Below are 19,094 nucleotides of genomic sequence, written 5' to 3' on the forward strand. Positions count from 1 at the left end.
CTTGTCTGACAGTGTGAGAATAATTGAGTCAATCCGTGAAGCACGTTTTCCGCCCAAGAGGAGGCCTGAATGGCTGATGCGAATGCTGCCCCGGCTACGGGTGTGCCGAGCAAGAGCAAGATAACTGCGTTGCTCCTGTGCATATTCCTCGGTGGTCTCGGTGTGCACCGGTTTTACGTGGGCAAGATCGGAACCGGTATCGTCTGGCTGCTGACCGGCGGCGTGTTCGGAATCGGTTGGCTGGTGGACATCATCATGATCGCCATCGGCAAGTTCAAGGACAAACAGGGAAACGTCCTGGCCTAGCTCGGAGCTTCCAATTCAGCTCGGCCGCTGCATTGTGCAGCGGCCGAGACGTTCCTGGGCGCGGAGCGGCTGCACCCGGGTCGGAGCACGGGAAGTCAATCTGTAGGTCACCTTGGGGAGCGTCCTGCAGATCGTAGCCAGAGTCGCCGCGAGAATCGGTCCGTATGTCGAGCCCAGAGTCACCAGGCACATAGCAGCCAGGGACACGCCGGAGGTTGCTTGCGGAACGACAGCGCGAGTCACGGGCAGAGTCGGTGAGCAAGTGGCCATCCATGTGGCAGCGAGAATCGGCCCGAGAGTCGCGATCCGAATGGCATTGAGGATGAAACCGCAAACCACCCTCCGCACCGCTCCCGGAACGACCCCCAGGGCGACTCGCAGGGAGACCCTAAACGCCAGGTATCCAGCACCTTAGCATCATTTCATCCCTCCGATTCGCGTGAGTCCTATTGGTATCACGCGGACACTCGTGGCTGTCGTGTGCCACGGCGGAGCGAGGGGCGCCACGCGGCTAGACGAACGCGCAGGGCGGTGACCGACGAAGCGTCAGTCGTGGTAGGAGTGGATTGACTTGAGATGGCAGGCTTCTAGAATCACGGACATGATGGATGCAATGGCCGGCAAGGTGTGCCTCGTAACCGGCGCGACCTCAGGCATCGGTAGGGCTGCCGCCAACGCTCTGGCGCAGCAGGGCGCTAGGGTTGTACTGCTCAGCCGTAGCCAGGACAAGTGCGCGCAGGTCGCCGCCGAGATCCATGCGGTCACCGGAAACCGGAATGTTGGATTCATCGCTGCCGACCTGTCGTCGCTCGCTGCGGTTCGGGTCGCGGCGGCGGAGTTCCGGCAGCGGTACTCGCGGCTCGATGTCCTCATCAACAACGCCGGCGTATCGCCCAGCCGTCGTCGGGAGTCGGTCGACGGCTTCGAATACACCTTTGCGCTCAATCACCTTGGGCACTTCCTGCTCACCAACCTACTGCTCGATTTCCTGGTTGCGTCCGCACCTTCGCGTGCGGTCGGAGTGTCCTCCAATATCTACAAACAGGCACGACTCGACCTCGAGGACCTACAGCTCCGGCGCGGTTTCTCGGCGATGAAGGCGTACGCGAACTCGAAGCTGGCCAACGTGCTTTTTACCTTGGAACTCGGGCGCCGGTTCAGTGGCAAGGGCACAACGGCAAACGTCATGACCCCGGGCCTGGCCAAGACCAACATCGGGCAGGAGGAGGGCTGGTTCTACGCCTTCAGCAAGAGGATGGCGGACTTCTTTGGCGGGAAGACGCCAGAGCAGGGCGCAGATACTCTCGTCTGGCTTGCCACAGCGCCTGAGGTCGCAGGCACAACCGGGCAGTACTTCCAGAACCGTCGTTCATTGCCTCTCTCAGGTGATGCTTCTGACCCGGAGCTGGCCGCTCGGCTGTGGCGCGTGAGTGAGAAACTCTGCGGACTGCGAAAGGAGGCCGCATGAGAGCAATGGTGTTGATACTGGCGATGGCAGTTCCAGCCGTTGCCGGAGTGAAGCAGTACGACCCGGAGACTTGGTTTGAGCAGGACCCAACCCCGATTCCCATCGGGGAAGGGCGAAGCTCGAAGTCCGAATACCGAATACCGGTAGACTCAATCGGGAATCCGCTCGACTACGCCGGCGCCCGCATCGGCTTGGATGTGCGGAACGTCGAACTCCCGCGCGGCTGGGAAGGCGGCTACCGCTACTGCTGCCGGTTCGATGTCATCGACCTTGTTGCGAGCCGGCCGCTCTTCATGAAGCAATGGGCTGAGAGTATCTCCAGCCTGGTTGTGGACGGGCAGCGATCGGCCGGTCCTGCTGGCGTGGCACCAACCGCGATTGGGATTCTCGCGTGGGACGATCTCTGGCGGCGGCCACATTCTCCGAGTGACACAAGCGTTTGGGTGTTCGTCGAGCAGCACCTCGGCGCATGGTTGTCGCCGGAGCACTTGCGGGCATTCGCTGCCTTGTACGATGCACTGGAGAAGGCAGACGGTCGCCTTCGTTGGGACAAACGCGGACTGACGGGTAAGGACAGCGCCTTCTTCCGTGCGAACCCGGGCTACTATCTTGCTCCTGACGGCAAACGACTGGCCGACCTCACCGGCAACACTGAAGATCAACTGGGCTTCATTGCCCGGGCCCGACGTTTCCCGTGCTACGAGCCGGTCACGCGCTTTGGGGGAATCGCGACCGCGGTTCGCACGTACGTCGCAGATGTTCAGCGCCTCGGCCCATCCGGTCTGTTGCGGCCCGGGGCCAAGGCCGACACGATCATCACGTTCGACAGCCCCATCGGTACGATTGTCGTGTCCGGGTTCGGCAATGATACGCTGCGCACCGACGCGGCTGTGGAGCTGGACCTGGGTGGAGATGACGTCTACTCAAACAACGCCGGGGCGACATCGTTTGACCGGCCGGTCAGCGTTTGCCTGGACCTTGCCGGCAACGACCGGTACGACGCGCAGACATCAAGCTATGTGCAGGGATTTGGGTTCATGGGCGTTGGGATGCTCGTTGACCTTGCCGGCAATGATGTGTACGAGGCCAAGCATTTCTCACAGGGCGCGGGAATCATGGGAGTCGGTGTGCTTTGGGACAAAGCGGGCAACGACTCGTTCAGCGCCCACGCATTCTGCCAGGGGGCCGGAATGTTCGGGCTCGGGATGACGCTCGACGATTCGGGCGACGACGTGTTCGACTGCGCCTCGAACGGGCAGGGCTCAGCCACCACGCTGGGTCTTGGCATCCTCTCTGACCTTGCAGGCAACGACAAGTATCGCCTCGCCTGCGATTCGACCAAGGACGCGATGGGTGGTCTCGCGGGCTACGGGCAGGGTGGGGCTCTGTCATTCCGCGCCTATCCTTGGGAGAAGAAGCTAGTCGCGTATGGTGGCGTCGGGATGCTCGTCGATGACAAGGGCAACGACGACTATGTGAGCAAGGGCTGGAATTGCCAGGGCGGCAGCTACATCATGTCCCTCGGCGTGCTCGTGGACAACGAAGGCAACGACCATTACGACTGCGGGACCGGGCAGGGTTCAGGCATTCACGTCACTAATGCCATCCTGATAGATAGGAAAGGCGATGACATGTACGAGGGTGGATTTCGCGCCGGCGGGTCGGGCAGCGACCGCTCGCCGGGGTTCCTGATTGACTACGAAGGGAACGATACCTACAAGTCTTCGACGTCTTCCTACGGCACAGCCTGCAAGCCGTTCGCCTACTCCCTGTTCATCGACTACCAGGGCGATGACAAGTACATCTGCGAGAAGCCGAAGGGGCCGGTGCTGATGAACGACTGGCACAGCTTCGGCGGGGTCTGGCCGGAGTCGGACCCGAACGCGTGGCCCTATGCCATTTGCCTCGACCTCGGCGGCAACGACGGCTATCAGGTTCGCAACCGAGCCAACAACTCCGAGACTCACAGCTTCGGCCACGGCATCTTTCTGGATATGGAATGGAAGGGCGGGGACGTGATAGGGAACGTCTCGCCGCCGTTCCCCGGATTCCGCATGACGCTTGCGCCCCCTCAGAGAGAAGAAGCCTACATGTATGAGCTAGAGGGCGGGAATCTGGGACGGTTTGGTGCCGTGGGTCGCATCCTCGCCGAAGACTGGAAGAAACGAGACGTGGTACTCCATCTGCTTCGGCTTAGAAGCGGAGGCAATCGGGATTACATGGAGTGCATTCACCACTGGATCCAACGCGGACCGACCGGTGGGAAGGTTAGTTTGAATGTCCCATCTTTGCTGTCATCAAACGACCCGGAGGTCAGGACGATCGTGGCCGATGATATCGGGTTGTGGAACATATCGAACGCTGAGGGTGCGCTGATTGAAGTCGCAGAGAAGGACAGTAGCGCACAAGTGCGCAGGTTCGCCCTGCGGTCACTCATCAGGCTTGAGTCGGCCAAGGCGCTTCCGTTGGCGTGGCGGCTTGCGGGCAACGACACATCCGAAGATGTGCGCAGGATGGCTGTCAGCCTGATTGGCAAGGTCAGGCCGAGCGGCGAGGTACTGCCGCTGCTGGCGAACGTGCTGGAAAACGACAAGGCATCATCAGTGCGATGCGCGGCAGCCGACGCCATCGGGAACATCGGCGAGCCCGCAGGAATTGAGCCGCTGCGCAAGGCCGTGCGGGACATGACCGAGGCCGCGAAAACGGGGACTGTACCGCGCGCTGAGCGCTCCGAGGGACTGTCCCCAGTTTTCGCAGGCTACACCGACTTCTATCTCCTGCGTGCCTGCGGCAAGGCACTCTGTGCTCTGTACCAGATTGAGGGCATTGACCTGCTCATCAAGTCAATGTCGTTCCCGTCAATCGACGCGTTCTACAACTACGACCGGAACGTGCCGAACTACATCTCGACCTATGCCGGCTTCGACCTGCCGGACTCGGAGCGCTACGTGCAGGCCAAGTGGCAGGCATGGTTCGACACGCACCGCGACAGCATCAACATCAAGTTCAACGCCGACGCGTACAAAGCGTGGACTACCCTGAGCGACTCGCTGCGCGATTTGCCGGATTCGGCCCAGATCGCACGCTACGAGGCGTTCCTGAAGCACTTCCCGTCTTACGACCGGGCCAGGAAGGAGCTTGCCGGCAAGCTCAACGGCATCGCCTGGAGTCTCGCGACCGCACCCAAGGGATCGAGGGGCAGTAGCCCGAAGCTCGCCTTGAAGCACGCCCTGCGCGCGGTCGAGCTGTCCGATGACCCGAACATCTGGGATACCGCTATTGAGGCGTATCTAGCCAACGGGATGAAGGCCGATGCCCTGCGGGCCTGCAAGGAGGCGCTGGCCAGGCATCCTAACGAGCAGATGCTGAAAGACAGGCTGGCGCAGTTGGAGAGGAAGTAGATGAGGCCGAAGTCAGAAGTCAGAAATCAGAAGGCAGAATGCAGAAGTCAAGATACAGGGCTGGCCGTCAAACCGAAGGAGTTGGTCGCGGAGATCAGGCGCGAGTTTGAGAAGGCGGCGGATGCGAAGTACCGCGAGTCAATCCAGCGGTTCTTCAAGGAGCCGATTGACTTCTACGGCGTGAGGACTCCGGAGGTGCGCAGGATTCACAGGGAGTACTTCGACAGGGTCAAGCATCTGCCCAAGAGCGAGATACTCGAGATATGCGAGCTGCTGCACAAAGGCACGAAGTACGAGGAGCATGGGATTGCGTTCAGTTGGGCGGGGAGGTTGGTCAAGAAGCTTGAGCCTTCCGACTTCGCCGTGCTCGAACGGTGGCTCAAGCTCTACGTCTCCAACTGGGCGGCGTGTGATACATTCTGCGGCGGGGCGGTCGGCGAGTTCCTGCTCAGGTTCCAGCAGTTCCTTCCATGCGTGCGCGCATGGGCCTCGTCGAAGAACCGTTGGCTGCGTCGGGCATCCGCGGTCGCGCTGATTCTCGCCGCCAAGCAGGAGAGATACCTGCACGAGGCATACGCGACCGCCGACATCCTGCTTCTGGACGAAGACGACATGGTGCAGAAGGGCTACGGTTGGTTGCTAAAGGAGATCGCCAACAAACGGCCGCAGGAGGTTTTCGACTTCGTCCTCGAGCGTAGGGACCGGATGCCGCGCACCGCGCTCCGCTATGCCATAGAGAAGATGCCGGCGGCCTGGAAGAAGCGGGCAATGGCCAAGTGAGGCTGAACCGAGAGGAGAGACAATGACAGGTGAGTTCGATGCAAGGGCTGTGAGTCTGGCCGGGCTGGTCGAGTATCAGTCTGGCTCCGTAGTCAGCCGCGAGGTCGTGAAGAAGCCGACCGGGACCGTGACCGTGTTCGCGTTCGACGCCGGTCAGGGCTTGTCTGAGCACACGGCGCCGTTCGACGCTTTGGTGTATCTGCTGGATGGTTGGGCTGAGATCACCATCGGCGGCAAGCCGGTCGTGGCGAAGGCCGGAGACATGGTCGTGATGCCGGCGAACGTACCCCACGCGCTCAAGGCGGTCGAACGCTACAAGATGCTGCTGGTGATGATAAGAAGCTGACCATGGTTGTGCTGAGTTCGTTGCTCCTACTTCTCTTGGTCCGGGCAGATCTGCCATTCGGAGATCCCGGCAGTCTTCCGGCGCCCGGAGGTCACTGCCGTTTCTACGCATCGGTCGGGACCGGGCTTGCATACAACGTGCCGCTGCCACTGGTCATCAGACAATCGGGCCACCCCGACCTGAGGCTGACTGCGCACCACGCCACCCGGCCGTTCTTCGAGGTGCCCTACTATGATGTGAAGGTCGGAGTCGCGCGCCGACAATGGGCCTGTGAGTTGGAGCTCATCCATCACAAGCTGTACCTCGTCAATCGACCGGTTGAAGTCGACACGTTCGAGATTACCCACGGCTACAACCCGATTCTGGTGAACGTGGTCCGTGATGCAGGAGTTGTGAGTCTGCGTGGCGGTGTCGGAATCCTGCTGGCTCACCCGCAGTCAACAGTCCGCGGGCTGCGATTCCCCGAGACCGGCGGGATTCTGGGGTGGTATGTCTCGGGGCCGGCGGCACAGGTCGGCCTCAGCAAGTCGTGGGAGTTGGGGCAACGCATCTCTGCTGGAGTCGAGGGCAAGTTGGTCGGCGCGTGGGCACGCGTTCCGATTGTCAACGGTAGTGCCGATGTGCCAAACCTGTCGCTGCACGGGTTGGCGTCAGTCGGCTGGCGGTTCTAGCTGAGCTTCTAGTTCACAACCAGGCGGGCGGTGGCAAAGCGGCCATCGGAGTCGAGACGCAGCAGGTAGACGCCGGCAGCAAAGGACGAAGTACGGAGTTCGAATGACGAAGTGCGGATTCCTGATGTCGAATGAAGGAGGCGGCCAGAAGCATCGAAGATGCGTAGCGTGGTGGAGCGGCCAGGTTGTCCAGTGGACCAGTGCAGGACCGTCGAGCCGCGGCAGGGGTTGGGGGAGACGGAGAAGGGTGAGGGGCAAGGGGTGAGGGACAAGGTGCGTGTGGAAATCGCGCCGGGGAAGTAGCCATCCGCGAGTTCGTGAAGGTAGAGGAGTTCCCTGCAGATGTTGTGCCGTTCCTGTTGCTCCGCAATCCACGTGGGCGGGTCAGCCACCGTGTAGGTCCTGTTTGCTGGGTTGGCTACTGAGTCGTTGACGCGGGTCCAGGCTGCGACGCCGGAACCACCGTGAGCGGCTGCAGTGGCACTGTCAATAAGTGCGATTGCGTGGTGGTTGTCAGGTATGCGGTCGGTGTAGTCTGTCTCGGTCTGGACGCGGAGGTAGGCTCCCGGGAAGTCGCGGATGAAGTTTCCGGCCTCGCGCTCGAGCCAGAATGCCTCTGAGTCGACGGGAACCGGCACGTGTCCGCCTGAGTCGCTGGAAGTCTGGTACCGGTCGGACGGACCCTCGAGGTCCATCAGGAATTTGACTCTGGGCTGACTGTGGCGGGCGGCCATGCCGGTTGCCATGACCACGCCATAACCGCGCGTGTAGATTCCGAGGTTCGCTGTGTCGACGTATGCTCGGGAGGCGACTTCGAGCACACACGCCCGAAGGCCATCCTGCTGAACGTGGCCGTTGTAGTCCTCGACGCCGCTGCTCAGACCCCGGCCGTCAGCATCGAAGTGAAGCACCGCGAAGCCGTCGGACGCGGCCTGGTCGGCCAGGCCGTTCTGGTCCATTACGGTACCGGCGCCGTTCTCTCTCGGGATCAGCACGACGGCGGGCACCTTGCGGTCGGGTCCGGCGTACGCCGGCCTATGGATGTGTACGTACAGGCTGCAGCCTGAGGTCGGGTTGGTGACCCAGAGTGTTTCGACGACGACAGCGGACGACGCCGGCGGGTACTGCCACACAGTGGCGCCTGACGAGTCGACCTCGACCACCCGTGCCCCGGCGGAGATGAGCGTTGTTCCGGTCGGCAGGCGCGTCGCCATGTACGGAAGGGAGATGCCGGAGGAGAACGTCCACACGGTGGCTCCGGCCGAGTCGACCTCAATCACCCGGTTGTGGCGGCTGTCCGCTATCAACGTGTTTCCGTTAGGAAGGCGTTCGGCGCAGCGGGCCCAGTCCAGACCATTCGCGTACTGCCAGCGTATCGCGCCGGCCGAGTCCACTTCGATTACTTGATCCATCTCCGAGTTGCATATCAGGGTGTTGCCGTTTGCCAACCGGCTGCCGTTGTGCGGGCCTACAAGGGCTGAGTAGCTCCACACCACGTTGCGGGCCGAGTCTACCTCAATCACTCGGTCTGCGTCACGGACGGTGATGAGGGTGTTGCCGTTGGCGAGCCGGAAGGCCTCGTTCGGGTAGTCCAGTCCCGACCGCATCTCCCAGATCACATCGCCCCGGGCATCTACCTCGAGGACGCGGTTGCTGTCCGTGGCGCTGATGAGCGTGTTCCCGCCGGCAGTGCGGCGGGCGGTATGCGCCCACTGGATGTCGGAGCGGACATAGGCCCACACCAGGCGTCCGGTGCTGTCGACCTCGATGACTCTCGCATTCGGCTGCGACATCGAGCCGGACTCGGTGATGAGTGTGTTACCGTTGGACAGCCTCTCGATACCGCTGGGAAGCGTCATCGGCACCGACGCAAACAGGGCTGCGAAGAGGCTAAGAACTGTGAACGCTAGGTACGAAACTCCAAATCGCACAAATGTCTCCTTGTCCATTGCCTTGCTTTCAGAAGGACAAACCTCAACCTGCACGTGCCGGCAGCCTGCCGCAACTCAAGCAACTTTCCTTCAGAGAAGCGAGATCACCGACGGGGCCGCTCTCGACCTGCCGTATGCCGGGTTTCCGAACATTTGATTGTAGCTCCCGGGCATCAGGTGTCAACTGAGTTGCGGTTTGCAGACCCAACAAGCCCGACCGCTGTCTAGAGCGAGTACAGGTCGGTACGCCGGTCGAGGAAGAGGTCGTTGCGGGGCGTGACCTTCTTGTCCAGGGCTTCTAGCGGGTCGATGTCGACAAAGATAAGCTCTTCCGAGTCCGGGCCAGCGCGGACGAGCAGTCTGCCGTCCGGCGCGACAATCTGGCTTCGGCCGTTGAAGGTCAGCGTCTTCTCACCGAGGGTTTCTGAGCCGGTTCGGTTTGCGAGTATCCAGAAGACGCGGTTTTCAACTGCCCTTGTGATTGAGTTCGTGTGGGCGTATTCGAGCACGAGGTTGGATGGGTGGCAGATGATCTGAGCGCCGCGCAGGGCCAGTGAGCGGGCAGCCTCGGGGAAGAAGTGGTCGAAACAGACGAGCATGCCCACCTTCGTGGAAGTCCGAAGTCCGAATTCCGAATGACGAATGACGGGCGGGAGATCGAACACCGGAAAGGGTGAGTCGCCCCGGTCGAACAGGTTCTTCTCGTCGACAAAGAGGTGGGCCTTGTGGTAGGAGTGGAACTGGCTTTGAGGCGTGACCATCACTGCGGCGTTGAAGATAAGGGAGCCAGCAGTCTCAGGCATGCCCCAAACTATGGCGGCGTGCGTGTCCTGGCTGAGCCTGGCCATGGCCTTGCAGGTCGGGCCGTCCGGCACTGGTTCACTGAGCCGGGCGACGTCCGAACGCGATGCAAAGAGGTATCCTGTGGTGCACAGCTCGGGCAGGACTATGAGGTCGGCGCGGACTCCGGACAGCGCCCGCGCGATACGGTCGGCATTCGCCTTGACAGCACCCGGTTCCGGAGTGAACTGCAGCAGGCCGACGCGCATAGGTCAGGTGCGGGGTCTGAAACCCTCGCCGAGGACTTCGTAGACGTCGGTGATGATGACGAAGGCGCGAGGGTCCACTTCGCGTACTATCTCGCGAGCGCGTGAGACTTCGCGCTTGGCCATCACCGAGAAGACCATGTTCTTCTGTTCCTGGCTGTATGCGCCGGTTGCGTTGAGCACCGTCGCACCCCGGTTCATCCTGGTGGTGATTGCCTGGGCGATGGCATCCGATGAATCCGAGATAACAAACAGGGCGCGAGTGTAGCTCAGACCCTCAAGCACTATATCGATGGATCGAGTTGACAGGTACAGGTTCAGGTAGCCGTAGAGCGCCGACTCGAACTGGCCGAAGCAGAGGCCGGCGGCAGTGATGACTACGAAGTCAACGACCAGGATGCTGGTGCCGGTCGAGAAGTTGGTGTAGCGATGCAGCACCTGGCCGACGATGTCCGAACCCCCGGTCGAGCCGCCACCACGGAAGACCAGGCCGAGCCCGGCACCGAGGAGTATGCCGCCGAAGATGCATGCCAGAATCTGGTTGTCGGTCGCCGAGCCGAAGTGAAAGATGTAGGTGAACCCGTCAATCATCAGGGACGAGACTGCGACGCCGACCATGGATTTGACGCCGTAGGTGCGGCCAAGCGTCCTGATGCCGACTACGAAAAGCGGGATGTTGATTACGAGAATCGTCAGTCCCACCGGCGTGGCAAAGAAGTAGTTGAGGATCATGGCGACGCCGCCGGCGCCGCCCGGCACGATGCGATGCGGGATCAGGAACAGGTTGTAGGCCAGCGCGACGACGGCAGAGCCGACTACGATGTAGACTCCCTGCCCGAACTCTCGGAGGAATCGTCTCTTCACCGGCAGAGTGTAGCCCGGGTCAGGCATAGGGTCAACCCGGATGAACGGCAGCAGCGGCTTTGTCGTCCGCGAGTCGGCTGTGCGCGGTTGTCGCGTTGACCATAGCTTCATGTCTTCGTATAATCGGATAGTGAAGGCCATCGCTACGAACCGCAAGGCACTCCGCAACTACGAGGTATTCGAGAAGCTTGAGGCCGGGATCGAGCTCTTCGGAACCGAGGTGAAGTCACTTCGGGCAGGCACCGTCTCTCTCGACGAAGGCTACGCCGCAGTCGAGGGGGGGCAGGCGTTCCTGGTCGGGGTTACGATCGCACCCTACGCGCAAGGTAACATCTTCAACCGCGATCCGAAGCGGCGACGCCGGCTGCTGCTGCACCGGGAGGAGATACAGCGGCTGTTCGGCCGCACGACCCTGCGGGGCTACACGCTGATACCTCTGAGCATCTACTTCAACGACCGTGGCGTCGCCAAGGTTGAACTGGCCCTCTGTCGGGGCCGAAAGCAGTACGACCGGCGGGAGGAGTTGCGACAGAAGGCCGAGGACTGGGACGAACGGCCGGAGAGAGTGCGGGTTCGGTGAGGCGCAGGCGGCACCCGGCACTTGTGGCGGGCGCGCTGGTCCTCGTCGCAGTCGCGCTGCTGCATGCCCGCACGGTTGACATTGCCGGCGCGCGCATCGAGACCCGTACTCTGGGCAAGGTGGAGTGCGTCCCGCTATCCGCGGTGGCGGCGGTTCTCAATGGCCGGTTCTGGCACGTGGCCGACCGGTTCGTGATGCTGCTGCCCGGTGATTCGACCAAGCCGGGACCTGAGTACGTCCTCCGTGCCGACAGCATCCATGCAGTGTGTGACGGCCGCCGCATCGAGCTACCCGCCGCGCCGCTGATCGACGGCGACCGATTGTACCTGCCGGTAGTGACGCTGGCCGACCTGTTTCCCAGCACACGAGTGCCGGAACTGCAGAGCCTGGAAACGGCACGCCAAGGCGATACTGTCGTGTTCACTTTCCGGGGCAAGTGCGGCCCGGGTGAGAAGTTGACGGCCTTCGGGGATTCGAGGTCGAGCCTTGAGTACCGGTTGGTAGTCAGCGCACGGCGAGCCCCCGAGTTTGGACCGCAGGTTGCCATTCTCTCCCTGACTCCGCCCGGAATCCTGAGGTCAGTGACGCTCGACAGCGGAACCGGGACGGCATTGAGTCTCAGTTTCAGGCAGCCGGCGGCACAGCGACTGAACATCCAGTCCGACCGCGTGCAACTGCACGTGTGGCCGCTGCCGGAGCGGATCATCAAGCGGATCGTGCTTGACCCGGGTCATGGCGGGGAGGACCCGGGCGCGGTAGGTCGGCGCGGCACGCGTGAGAAGATCGTCGTCATCGACATCGTCCGGCGACTGAAGAAGAAACTGGAGAAGCAGGGCTTCGAGGTGATCCTGACCCGGGATTCGGACAAGCTCGTCTCCCTCACCGACCGCGCCAAGACCGGGAACGGCCGCCGGGCAGACCTTTTCGTCAGCATACACGCGAACTCCTCACCGAACCGCGCGGCCTGCGGGTTGGAAACCTACTTCCTCTCCGAGGCCAAGACCGATTGGGAAAGGGCGGTGGCCGCAAGGGAGAACGCTTCCTTCCAGACCGGTGATTCCAGCAACGCGCTCAACGCCGCCGGCGACGTTGGGCTGATTCTGGCCGACCTGGCCCAGAACGAGTACCTGGTCGAATCCTCCGAGCTGGCCGCTCGAATCCAGGAGAAGGCGGTTCCCTACGTACGCATCAAGGATCGCGGCGTGCGGCAGGCGAACTTCTACGTACTGCGTAACAACTTCATGCCCGCCGTGCTGGTCGAAGTCGGATTCTTGAGCAACAAGAGCGAGGAGAAGTTGCTGCGGCAGTTCGACCATCGCGAGCGGCTGGCCGAGGGCATCAGCCGTGGCATTGCTGAGTTCGCGAAGCTCTACAACCCGAAGCCAAGCGGAGCGACCTCTGGAGGCAAAGATAAGAAACCGAACCCGTCCAAATCCTGACGCCGGCGCCCCAATCGGCGTCTTCGACTCCGGCATCGGCGGCCTGACCGTGGTGCGTGCGCTCCGCCGTCGCCTGCCCGGTGAGAGTATTGTCTACTTCGGGGACCCGGCGCGGTCTCCCTACGGCACCAAATCGGCCGACACCATCCTGCGGTTCGCGGTCGAAGACGCCGGCTTCCTGCTCAGTCGAGGAGTGAAGCTGGTCATCGTTGCCTGTCACTCGGCTTCGTCGTCGGCGCTGCCGGAACTCGAGCGACGTTTGCCCGTGCCGGTGCTGGGCGTAGTTGAGCCCGGAGCGCGGGCGGCCGTGCGGGCCACGAAGTCGAACCGCATCGCCGTCATCGGCACGAGCGCCACCATCGCTTCCGGTGCCTATGAACGGGCAATACGACGACTGAGAAGGAAGGTCGAGATCATTGCCAAGCCGACTCCGCTGTTCGTGCCCCTGGTCGAGGAGGGCTGGTTGGACAACGACATCGCGGAAGCAGTGGCCCGGCGCTATCTCGCCGGGCTGGCCGAGGAGGGCGTGGATACCTTGCTGTTGGGCTGCACGCACTTCCCGCTTCTGGCTCGGGTCATCGGGCGCGTCCTCGGTCCGGGGGTAGCGCTCGTGGATTCAGCCGAGCAGACGGCGGCGACGGCCGAGGAGCTTCTGGCAGGGCAGCGGCTGCTTAACTCGGGTGGGGCGGTCAGACATCGCTTCTATCTGTCTGACCTGGCGCCCAGTTTCCAGACCGTGGGCGAGCGATTCCTCGGCGAACAGATGGGAGACGTCGTACGCGCATCGGTCGGCGATGTCCCCGAGGCCCGGGTTTCAAGAAGCCGGCCTCCAGTCCCTCGCCGCGTTCGGCGTACCTCAAGGGTGAAGCGATGACGCGCGACGACGGGCGGAGGCCGGACGAACTGCGGCCGGTCACTCTGGAACTCGGATGTCTCAAGTATGCCGAGGGATCGTGCATGGCAACGGCCGGAAACACCCGCGTGTTGTGCGCGGCCTCAATCGAACGGCGAGTTCCTCCATTCCTGGTTGGCAGCGGTCAAGGCTGGGTGACCGCTGAGTACGGACTGCTGCCGCGGTCCACGAACCAGCGGACGCCGCGCGAAACCGAACGGCCGCGGAGCCGCAGCCAGGAGATCAAGCGCTTCCTGGGGCGGTCTCTGCGTGCGGTCTGTGACCTCTCGGCACTGGGTGAGCAGCAGGTCATAGTCGATTGCGATGTCATACAGGCGGATGGGGGTACGCGCACGCTGGCGCTGACCGGCGGTTTCTGCGCACTGGCGCAGGCGGTTGAGAGCATGCGCGGGCGGGGCTGCCCGGGGCGCAATCCACTTATCGAGCCCGTTGCCGCCATCAGTGTCGGTATCGTCGAGGGCGAGGTGCTGCTTGACCTTGCCTATTCCGAGGATTCACGCGCCGACACGGACATGAATCTGGTTATGACCGAAAGCGGCCGGATTGTCGAGGTCCAGGCTACCGCCGAGCACGTGCCGTTCCGGTTCGACGAGTTCAACCGTATGTACGGACTCGCAGCCAGGGCAATAGGCGAGCTGATTCATCTGCAGCATGCCAGCCTCAAGACAACCGGTGGTTGAAGACCTGCTCGAGTCCGACGACGAGAGTGCGCCCCGCGCGACCAGGCGATTCCAGCGTACGGCGTCTGAGCGGCTCTGGGGCAAGCGGCTGGACCAGTACCTGATCCAGTCCGGTCTCGGAGTTTCCCGGACCCGGGCCGCACAACTCATCGACAACGGTAAGGTGCTCGTCAACGACCGGCCGTCCAAGCCGAGCTACCGCGTGAAGCCCGGCGACGAGATCACTGCGTCGTTCGAACCCGAGCCCGAGATAACGCTCGAACCCCAGAAGATGGACCTCAACATCGTCTACGAGGACGAAGATGTTCTCATTCTGGACAAGCCGGCCGGCATTGTCGTGCACCCGGCGCGAGGTAACCGGGACCGAACCCTGGTCAACGCGCTGCTCTACCATTGTAAGAGCCTGCCCCTGCGCCAGGACTCGCTCATCCGTCCGGGCGTGGTGCACCGGCTCGACAAGCACACAACCGGGCTCTTGATGTTCGCCAAGAATGACGAGGCGCTCCGGAGTCTCGGATACCAGATTGAACACAGGACGGTGGTACGGGAGTACGCATGCTTCGCCTGGGGAGATTTCGAGGCAGACGAAGGAACGGTCGACGCGCCCATCGGCCGGCACGCAATCGACCGCACCCGGATGGCGGTTACTCCCTTCGCCGCCCGCACCGCGGTCACGAACTACGAGGTGTTCCGGCGCTACGACGTCTGCACCTACCTGAGGATCCGGCTCAAGACCGGCCGGACCCACCAGATACGCGTCCATATGCAGCACATCGGCCATCCGGTCGTGGGCGACCCCGAGTACGGCGGCCGCAGCACAGCGGTCGTTACCGAACGTGACCACATGCCATGGTACCGGGACATGCTGACGCTAATGAAGCGCCAGGCCCTCCACGCTGCCCGGCTCGGTTTCAACCACCCCCGTACCCGTAAGTACATCGAGTTCTCCTCTTCACTGCCGGAAGACATGGAGCGGCTGCTCATGTACCTGGAAGGCCTACCCAGGGTCAAGTAGAGGTCGGGGCGCTTGACTCAGCAGAGCCAAGGGATAGGATTGACGTGATGAGCGTGCGCCGGCAAGGAAGCTCGAAGCTCCGGATTCACGGCTCTTGGCTGGCGGCGTGCGGCTGGTGCCTGCTGCTCGCCTGCGTTACCGAAGACCTCGGGCCGATGCCGGCGTTTGACGTGCCCCAATGGAGGGATGGCGAAATCTCCCGCTACGTCGTCACCCGCAACGACTCGGCTCTCTACCGCTCGGCTGTCACCCTCGAGTTCGATGAGGAGATGAACGACGGCGGTCAGGGGGACAGTGTCAGATTGGTTCCCACCCTGGTTGTAACGAACGTGATCCAGCCGCTGCCCGATGCCGAGTGGTTTTTCGATTCGGTTCACGTGGTCTTCCGCCGCGACAACCTCTCACCCCTCAGGACCTATCGGGCCATGCAGACGGATATATCGGAGTTCGAACTCACCGCCCGCTTCTCTCGCGGCAGGGTGCAGATCGAGAAACAGACTATCGACGGGGCGACAGAGGAGCTACTGCGCCTGCCCGGCCGTTTCCATTCATACGACATGGTGCAGACCTGGCTCCGCGCCGTCCCGCTGGTTTCCGGAACGTCGTTCCGTGACAATCTCGTAGTTCCGTTCGAATTCAGGACGGTGCCGGTCAAATTCCTCGTACTCGGGACCAAGCTCATACCGACCAACGTCGGCGACATCATGTGTCGGGAAATCGTCCTGATACTTCCCACCCGGGAGGTCAGGTTCTGGTACGAGCTTGCCCAGCCGCACCGCTTCGTCGGCCTCAACGATATCCAGAACAACACCAAGATGGTGCTCGAGAGTTACCGGGCCGGCCACGCGGATACACTGCCGCCCGTGCCCTGACCGGTGGCAACCGGAGCCGTCGTGCCCATCCACCTTCAGCACCGTACCGCAAACGCCGGCCTGCAGGTGCGCCTGGCCGGGTGAAACCGAAGGGAATGGCCTGTGCCGAGAAGTGAACGCGACGCACTCGGCGAGCTTGTGCTCCCGGACGGTGCGTACTACGGCGTCCAGACCGCCAGGGCGCTGGTGAACTTCCCGGTCGGCGGGTTCAGGACCTCTCCGGATATGATCCGCGCCTACGTCCTTGTCAAGAAGGCGGCGGCGATGGCGAACGTGGAGTTGGGGGCGCTGGACAAGGGAAAGGGCAAGTTGATATCGCGCGCAGCCGATGAGATACTGGCGGGCGGGCTGGCCGAGCAGTTCCTTGTCGATGCATTCCAGGCCGGGGCCGGCACCTCGACCAACATGAACGTGAACGAGGTGATGGCGAATCGCGCGCTGGAGCTTGCGGGCCGCCCCAAAGGAGACTACGCGTTCATCGGGCCCAACGACCACGTGAACATGTCGCAGTCGTCCAATGATACATTTCCGACCGCCTGTCACCTGGCGGTTATCTTCGCAGCTGACCGGCTGCTTCCATCCCTCTCCGCGCTCGCCGCGGCACTTGAGGAGAAGAGCCGGGAATTCGCAACGGTCCAGAAGCCCGGAAGAACACACCTGATGGACGCACTGCCCCTCAAACTGGGCGACGAGTTCAGGGCGTGGGCGACCGCTTTGCGACGAGCGGGCGAGAGGGTCGCGCAGAGGAAGCAGGATCTCTACGAGGTCGCGATCGGCGGGACCGCGGTCGGTACGGGTGCGAATGTGCCGGCCGGGTTCAGGTCGCTCGTTGTGGCAAAGCTGTCGGACTTGGCCGGGCTGGCGCTTGCCCCGGCCCGCGACAGCTTCGAGGCGCTGCAAAGCCGGGCACAACTGGCGGCGTTCTCCGGTTCGCTCCGTGAACTGGCGCAGGAGTTGGGAACTCTTGCGAACAACCTGAGGCTGCTGGGTTCCGGACCTGTTGCGGGACTGGGTGAGATCCTGCTCCCGGCGGTTCAGCCCGGATCCTCGATCATGCCGGGCAAGGTCAACCCGTCGCTGTGCGAGTGCCTCAACATGATCTGTTTCCAGGTTATCGGTAACGACCTGGCAGTTTCGCTCGCAGCCCAGGCCGGGCAACTGGAGCTCAATGTCTTCGCCCCGGTGATGGTGCACAACATCCTCGGTTCGCTCAGCCTGCTCGGCCACTTCCTGCCGGTCTTCACGGAACGGTGCGTGGCCGGCATCAGGGCCGACGAGCCGCGATGCCGTGCATACCTCGACCTGAATCCCGCGTTGGCCACACTGCTCGCTCCCCGGATCGGGTACCTCGCCGCCGCCGCACTGGCCAAGGAGGCGTTGGAGAAACACGAGTCGGTGCGGCAACTGACCCTCGACAAGGGAATCGTCAGCCCGGAAGAGGCAGACAAGCTGTTCGGGCCCGGGACGGAGTCCAAGTGACCCGTCGCTTCCGTCCGGCTTGACACCGTGTGGGGCTGGGTGCTAGATTCTTGAGTATGAAAGGAGCAACAATGGCGAGAATTGCAGTGTTCGTGTCCGCACTGCTTGCGTGCACTTCGATCGGCTCGGCCGACTGGGTCGCAATCGGGCCGGACGGCGGCAACATCGTCGCGCTCGGACTTGACCCGCAGCAGCCCGCGACCCTGTACGCACTGCCGTACGAGTACCCGGACGGCCCGCGTGTGTTCAAGACAACGAGCGGCGGTGCCGCCTGGACCACCGTGGGCCTGCTGCCGGACTACAGCGTCAACATGCTGCTCGTGGACCCCCACCGGTCTGACTACCTTTACGGGAAGACTGCCAATGCGGTCTGGCGTTCGACCGACGGCGGAGCCGCGTGGAACAGCTACTCCCTGCCTACGTACGCAACGAACATGGCTGCAGACCCGTTCGTTCCGGGCCGTCTCTTCGCAAGCGGCTACAACTACTCAAGCTACTATACTCCCGCCGTCATCGTCTCCACCGACTACGGTCAGTCCTGGAGCGTGACGCAAGTGGATTCCGACACCGGATTCGCGTACTGCGTCGAGTTCGACCCGGTCGATAGCGGCACCGCCTACCTTGGGTGCATGTACGGACTGGTCTTCAAGACCACCGATGGTGGCGCCACCTGGGATTCTGCCTGCGCCGGACTGCCGGCCAGCGCTTCCATCGACGCTATCGGCGTGAACCCGGGGAACCCCGACATCCTACTGGCCGCAGCCAGCAGCGGCGTCTACCGTTCCACTGATGCCGGGGCATCCTGGACCGGCGTCGCCGGCATCGCCATCGGCTTCGACCTCGTTCTCTCTCCGGCCAATCCCGCCCTTGCCTACTGCCTCGGCTACGATACGGCGCCCTGCCTTTTCGTGTCTACCGACTCGGGCGCGACCTGGGTCTTTCAGCCCGGCAACGTGCAGCAGAGCAAGGGCGGCAGCCTGATCATCGACCCGGCGGACGCCGATGTAGTCTACTCGCCGGGAGCGATGGGTGTCATCAAGACCGCAGATCGCGGAGCCCAGTGGGCGCCGGCGAACACCGGCATCCGGATCGCAACGATCCCGGCCATCAGTTCGGGGCAGTGGGATCCGCAGCCAGTCTATGTCGAGGCGTCGGAGAACGCCGTGTTTCAGTCCCAGGACGCCGGCGGAACCTGGGCCCGCTGTGAGGATTTCCTCTCCTGCGGCGCCATCTGCGGCATCGGGCTCGCGCCCGGGTCCATGGGCGACATAGTCTGGGCACTCGAAGGCTCGGGCTGAGGGCA

The 19,094-nt window shown here is 62.8% G+C and carries 17 protein-coding genes; 14 read left to right on the plus strand and 3 right to left on the minus strand.

Going from position 1 to position 19,094, the window contains the following annotated elements:
- Positions 1-69 precede the first annotated feature (69 nt).
- The 6 genes from FJY68_06985 (at position 70) to FJY68_07010 (ending at position 6,972) form a co-directional block, all read left to right on the plus strand.
- Positions 70-306: a TM2 domain-containing protein gene (locus FJY68_06985; protein ID MBM3331583.1), complete on the plus strand. Its 237-nt coding sequence runs from the start codon at positions 70-72 to the stop codon at positions 304-306.
- A gap of 601 nt (positions 307-907) precedes the next feature.
- Positions 908-1,774, plus strand: coding sequence for an SDR family oxidoreductase (locus FJY68_06990; protein MBM3331584.1), 867 nt, complete (start codon positions 908-910; stop codon positions 1,772-1,774).
- The gene (locus FJY68_06995; protein ID MBM3331585.1) at positions 1,771-5,175 is read left to right on the plus strand and encodes a hypothetical protein; all 3,405 of its coding nucleotides are present in this window, start codon (positions 1,771-1,773) and stop codon (positions 5,173-5,175) included. The genes FJY68_06990 and FJY68_06995 overlap by 4 nt, the downstream gene beginning before the upstream one ends.
- Positions 5,176-5,955, plus strand: coding sequence for a DNA alkylation repair protein (locus FJY68_07000; protein MBM3331586.1), 780 nt, complete (start codon positions 5,176-5,178; stop codon positions 5,953-5,955). It abuts the gene before it with no gap.
- A gap of 22 nt (positions 5,956-5,977) precedes the next feature.
- Positions 5,978-6,301 (plus strand): cupin domain-containing protein, encoded by a 324-nt coding sequence (locus tag FJY68_07005; GenBank protein ID MBM3331587.1) that lies wholly within the window; start codon positions 5,978-5,980, stop codon positions 6,299-6,301.
- Between the two features lie 35 nt (positions 6,302-6,336).
- On the plus strand, positions 6,337-6,972 hold the full coding sequence (locus FJY68_07010; protein MBM3331588.1) for a hypothetical protein: 636 nt from the start codon (positions 6,337-6,339) through the stop codon (positions 6,970-6,972).
- An 8-nt stretch (positions 6,973-6,980) separates the two neighbouring features.
- Here FJY68_07010 and FJY68_07015 read toward each other — a convergent pair whose 3' ends face one another.
- The 3 genes from FJY68_07015 to FJY68_07025 form a co-directional block, all read right to left on the minus strand.
- Complete coding sequence (locus FJY68_07015) at positions 6,981-8,921, minus strand: T9SS type A sorting domain-containing protein (GenBank protein ID MBM3331589.1); 1,941 nt, start codon at positions 8,919-8,921, stop codon at positions 6,981-6,983.
- Between the two features lie 206 nt (positions 8,922-9,127).
- The gene (locus FJY68_07020) at positions 9,128-9,952 is read right to left on the minus strand and encodes a hypothetical protein (protein ID MBM3331590.1); all 825 of its coding nucleotides are present in this window, start codon (positions 9,950-9,952) and stop codon (positions 9,128-9,130) included.
- A 3-nt stretch (positions 9,953-9,955) separates the two neighbouring features.
- Positions 9,956-10,954: a YitT family protein gene (locus FJY68_07025; GenBank protein ID MBM3331591.1), complete on the minus strand. Its 999-nt coding sequence runs from the start codon at positions 10,952-10,954 to the stop codon at positions 9,956-9,958.
- Between FJY68_07025 and smpB the strand changes: the two genes are divergently transcribed.
- From smpB to FJY68_07065, 8 genes are all read left to right on the plus strand, one after another.
- On the plus strand, positions 10,923-11,393 hold the full coding sequence (gene smpB / locus FJY68_07030; GenBank protein MBM3331592.1) for an SsrA-binding protein SmpB: 471 nt from the start codon (positions 10,923-10,925) through the stop codon (positions 11,391-11,393). The two genes, FJY68_07025 and smpB, sit on opposite strands and share 32 nt — an antisense overlap.
- On the plus strand, positions 11,390-12,832 hold the full coding sequence (locus FJY68_07035) for a hypothetical protein (GenBank protein MBM3331593.1): 1,443 nt from the start codon (positions 11,390-11,392) through the stop codon (positions 12,830-12,832). The genes smpB and FJY68_07035 overlap by 4 nt, the downstream gene beginning before the upstream one ends.
- Positions 12,804-13,706 carry a glutamate racemase gene (locus FJY68_07040; protein ID MBM3331594.1) on the plus strand — a complete coding sequence of 301 codons (903 nt, stop codon included), beginning with the start codon at positions 12,804-12,806 and terminating at the stop codon, positions 13,704-13,706. Before FJY68_07035 ends, FJY68_07040 begins: the two co-directional genes overlap by 29 nt.
- Entirely contained in the window at positions 13,703-14,425 is a 723-nt protein-coding gene (locus FJY68_07045; GenBank protein MBM3331595.1) for a ribonuclease PH, read from the plus strand. The genes FJY68_07040 and FJY68_07045 overlap by 4 nt, the downstream gene beginning before the upstream one ends.
- Entirely contained in the window at positions 14,397-15,440 is a 1,044-nt protein-coding gene (locus FJY68_07050; GenBank protein MBM3331596.1) for an RluA family pseudouridine synthase, read from the plus strand. The genes FJY68_07045 and FJY68_07050 overlap by 29 nt, the downstream gene beginning before the upstream one ends.
- A 47-nt stretch (positions 15,441-15,487) precedes the next feature.
- The gene (locus FJY68_07055) at positions 15,488-16,312 is read left to right on the plus strand and encodes a hypothetical protein (GenBank protein ID MBM3331597.1); all 825 of its coding nucleotides are present in this window, start codon (positions 15,488-15,490) and stop codon (positions 16,310-16,312) included.
- A gap of 102 nt (positions 16,313-16,414) precedes the next feature.
- Positions 16,415-17,791 (plus strand): aspartate ammonia-lyase, encoded by a 1,377-nt coding sequence (locus FJY68_07060; GenBank protein MBM3331598.1) that lies wholly within the window; start codon positions 16,415-16,417, stop codon positions 17,789-17,791.
- Between the two features lie 71 nt (positions 17,792-17,862).
- Positions 17,863-19,089 carry a hypothetical protein gene (locus FJY68_07065; protein MBM3331599.1) on the plus strand — a complete coding sequence of 409 codons (1,227 nt, stop codon included), beginning with the start codon at positions 17,863-17,865 and terminating at the stop codon, positions 19,087-19,089.
- The last annotated feature ends 5 nt before the right edge of the window (positions 19,090-19,094 follow it).

Source organism: candidate division WOR-3 bacterium, assembly GCA_016867815.1.
Taxonomy (GTDB): Bacteria; Hydrothermota; Tepidihabitantia; order Tepidihabitantales; family Tepidihabitantaceae; genus UBA2258.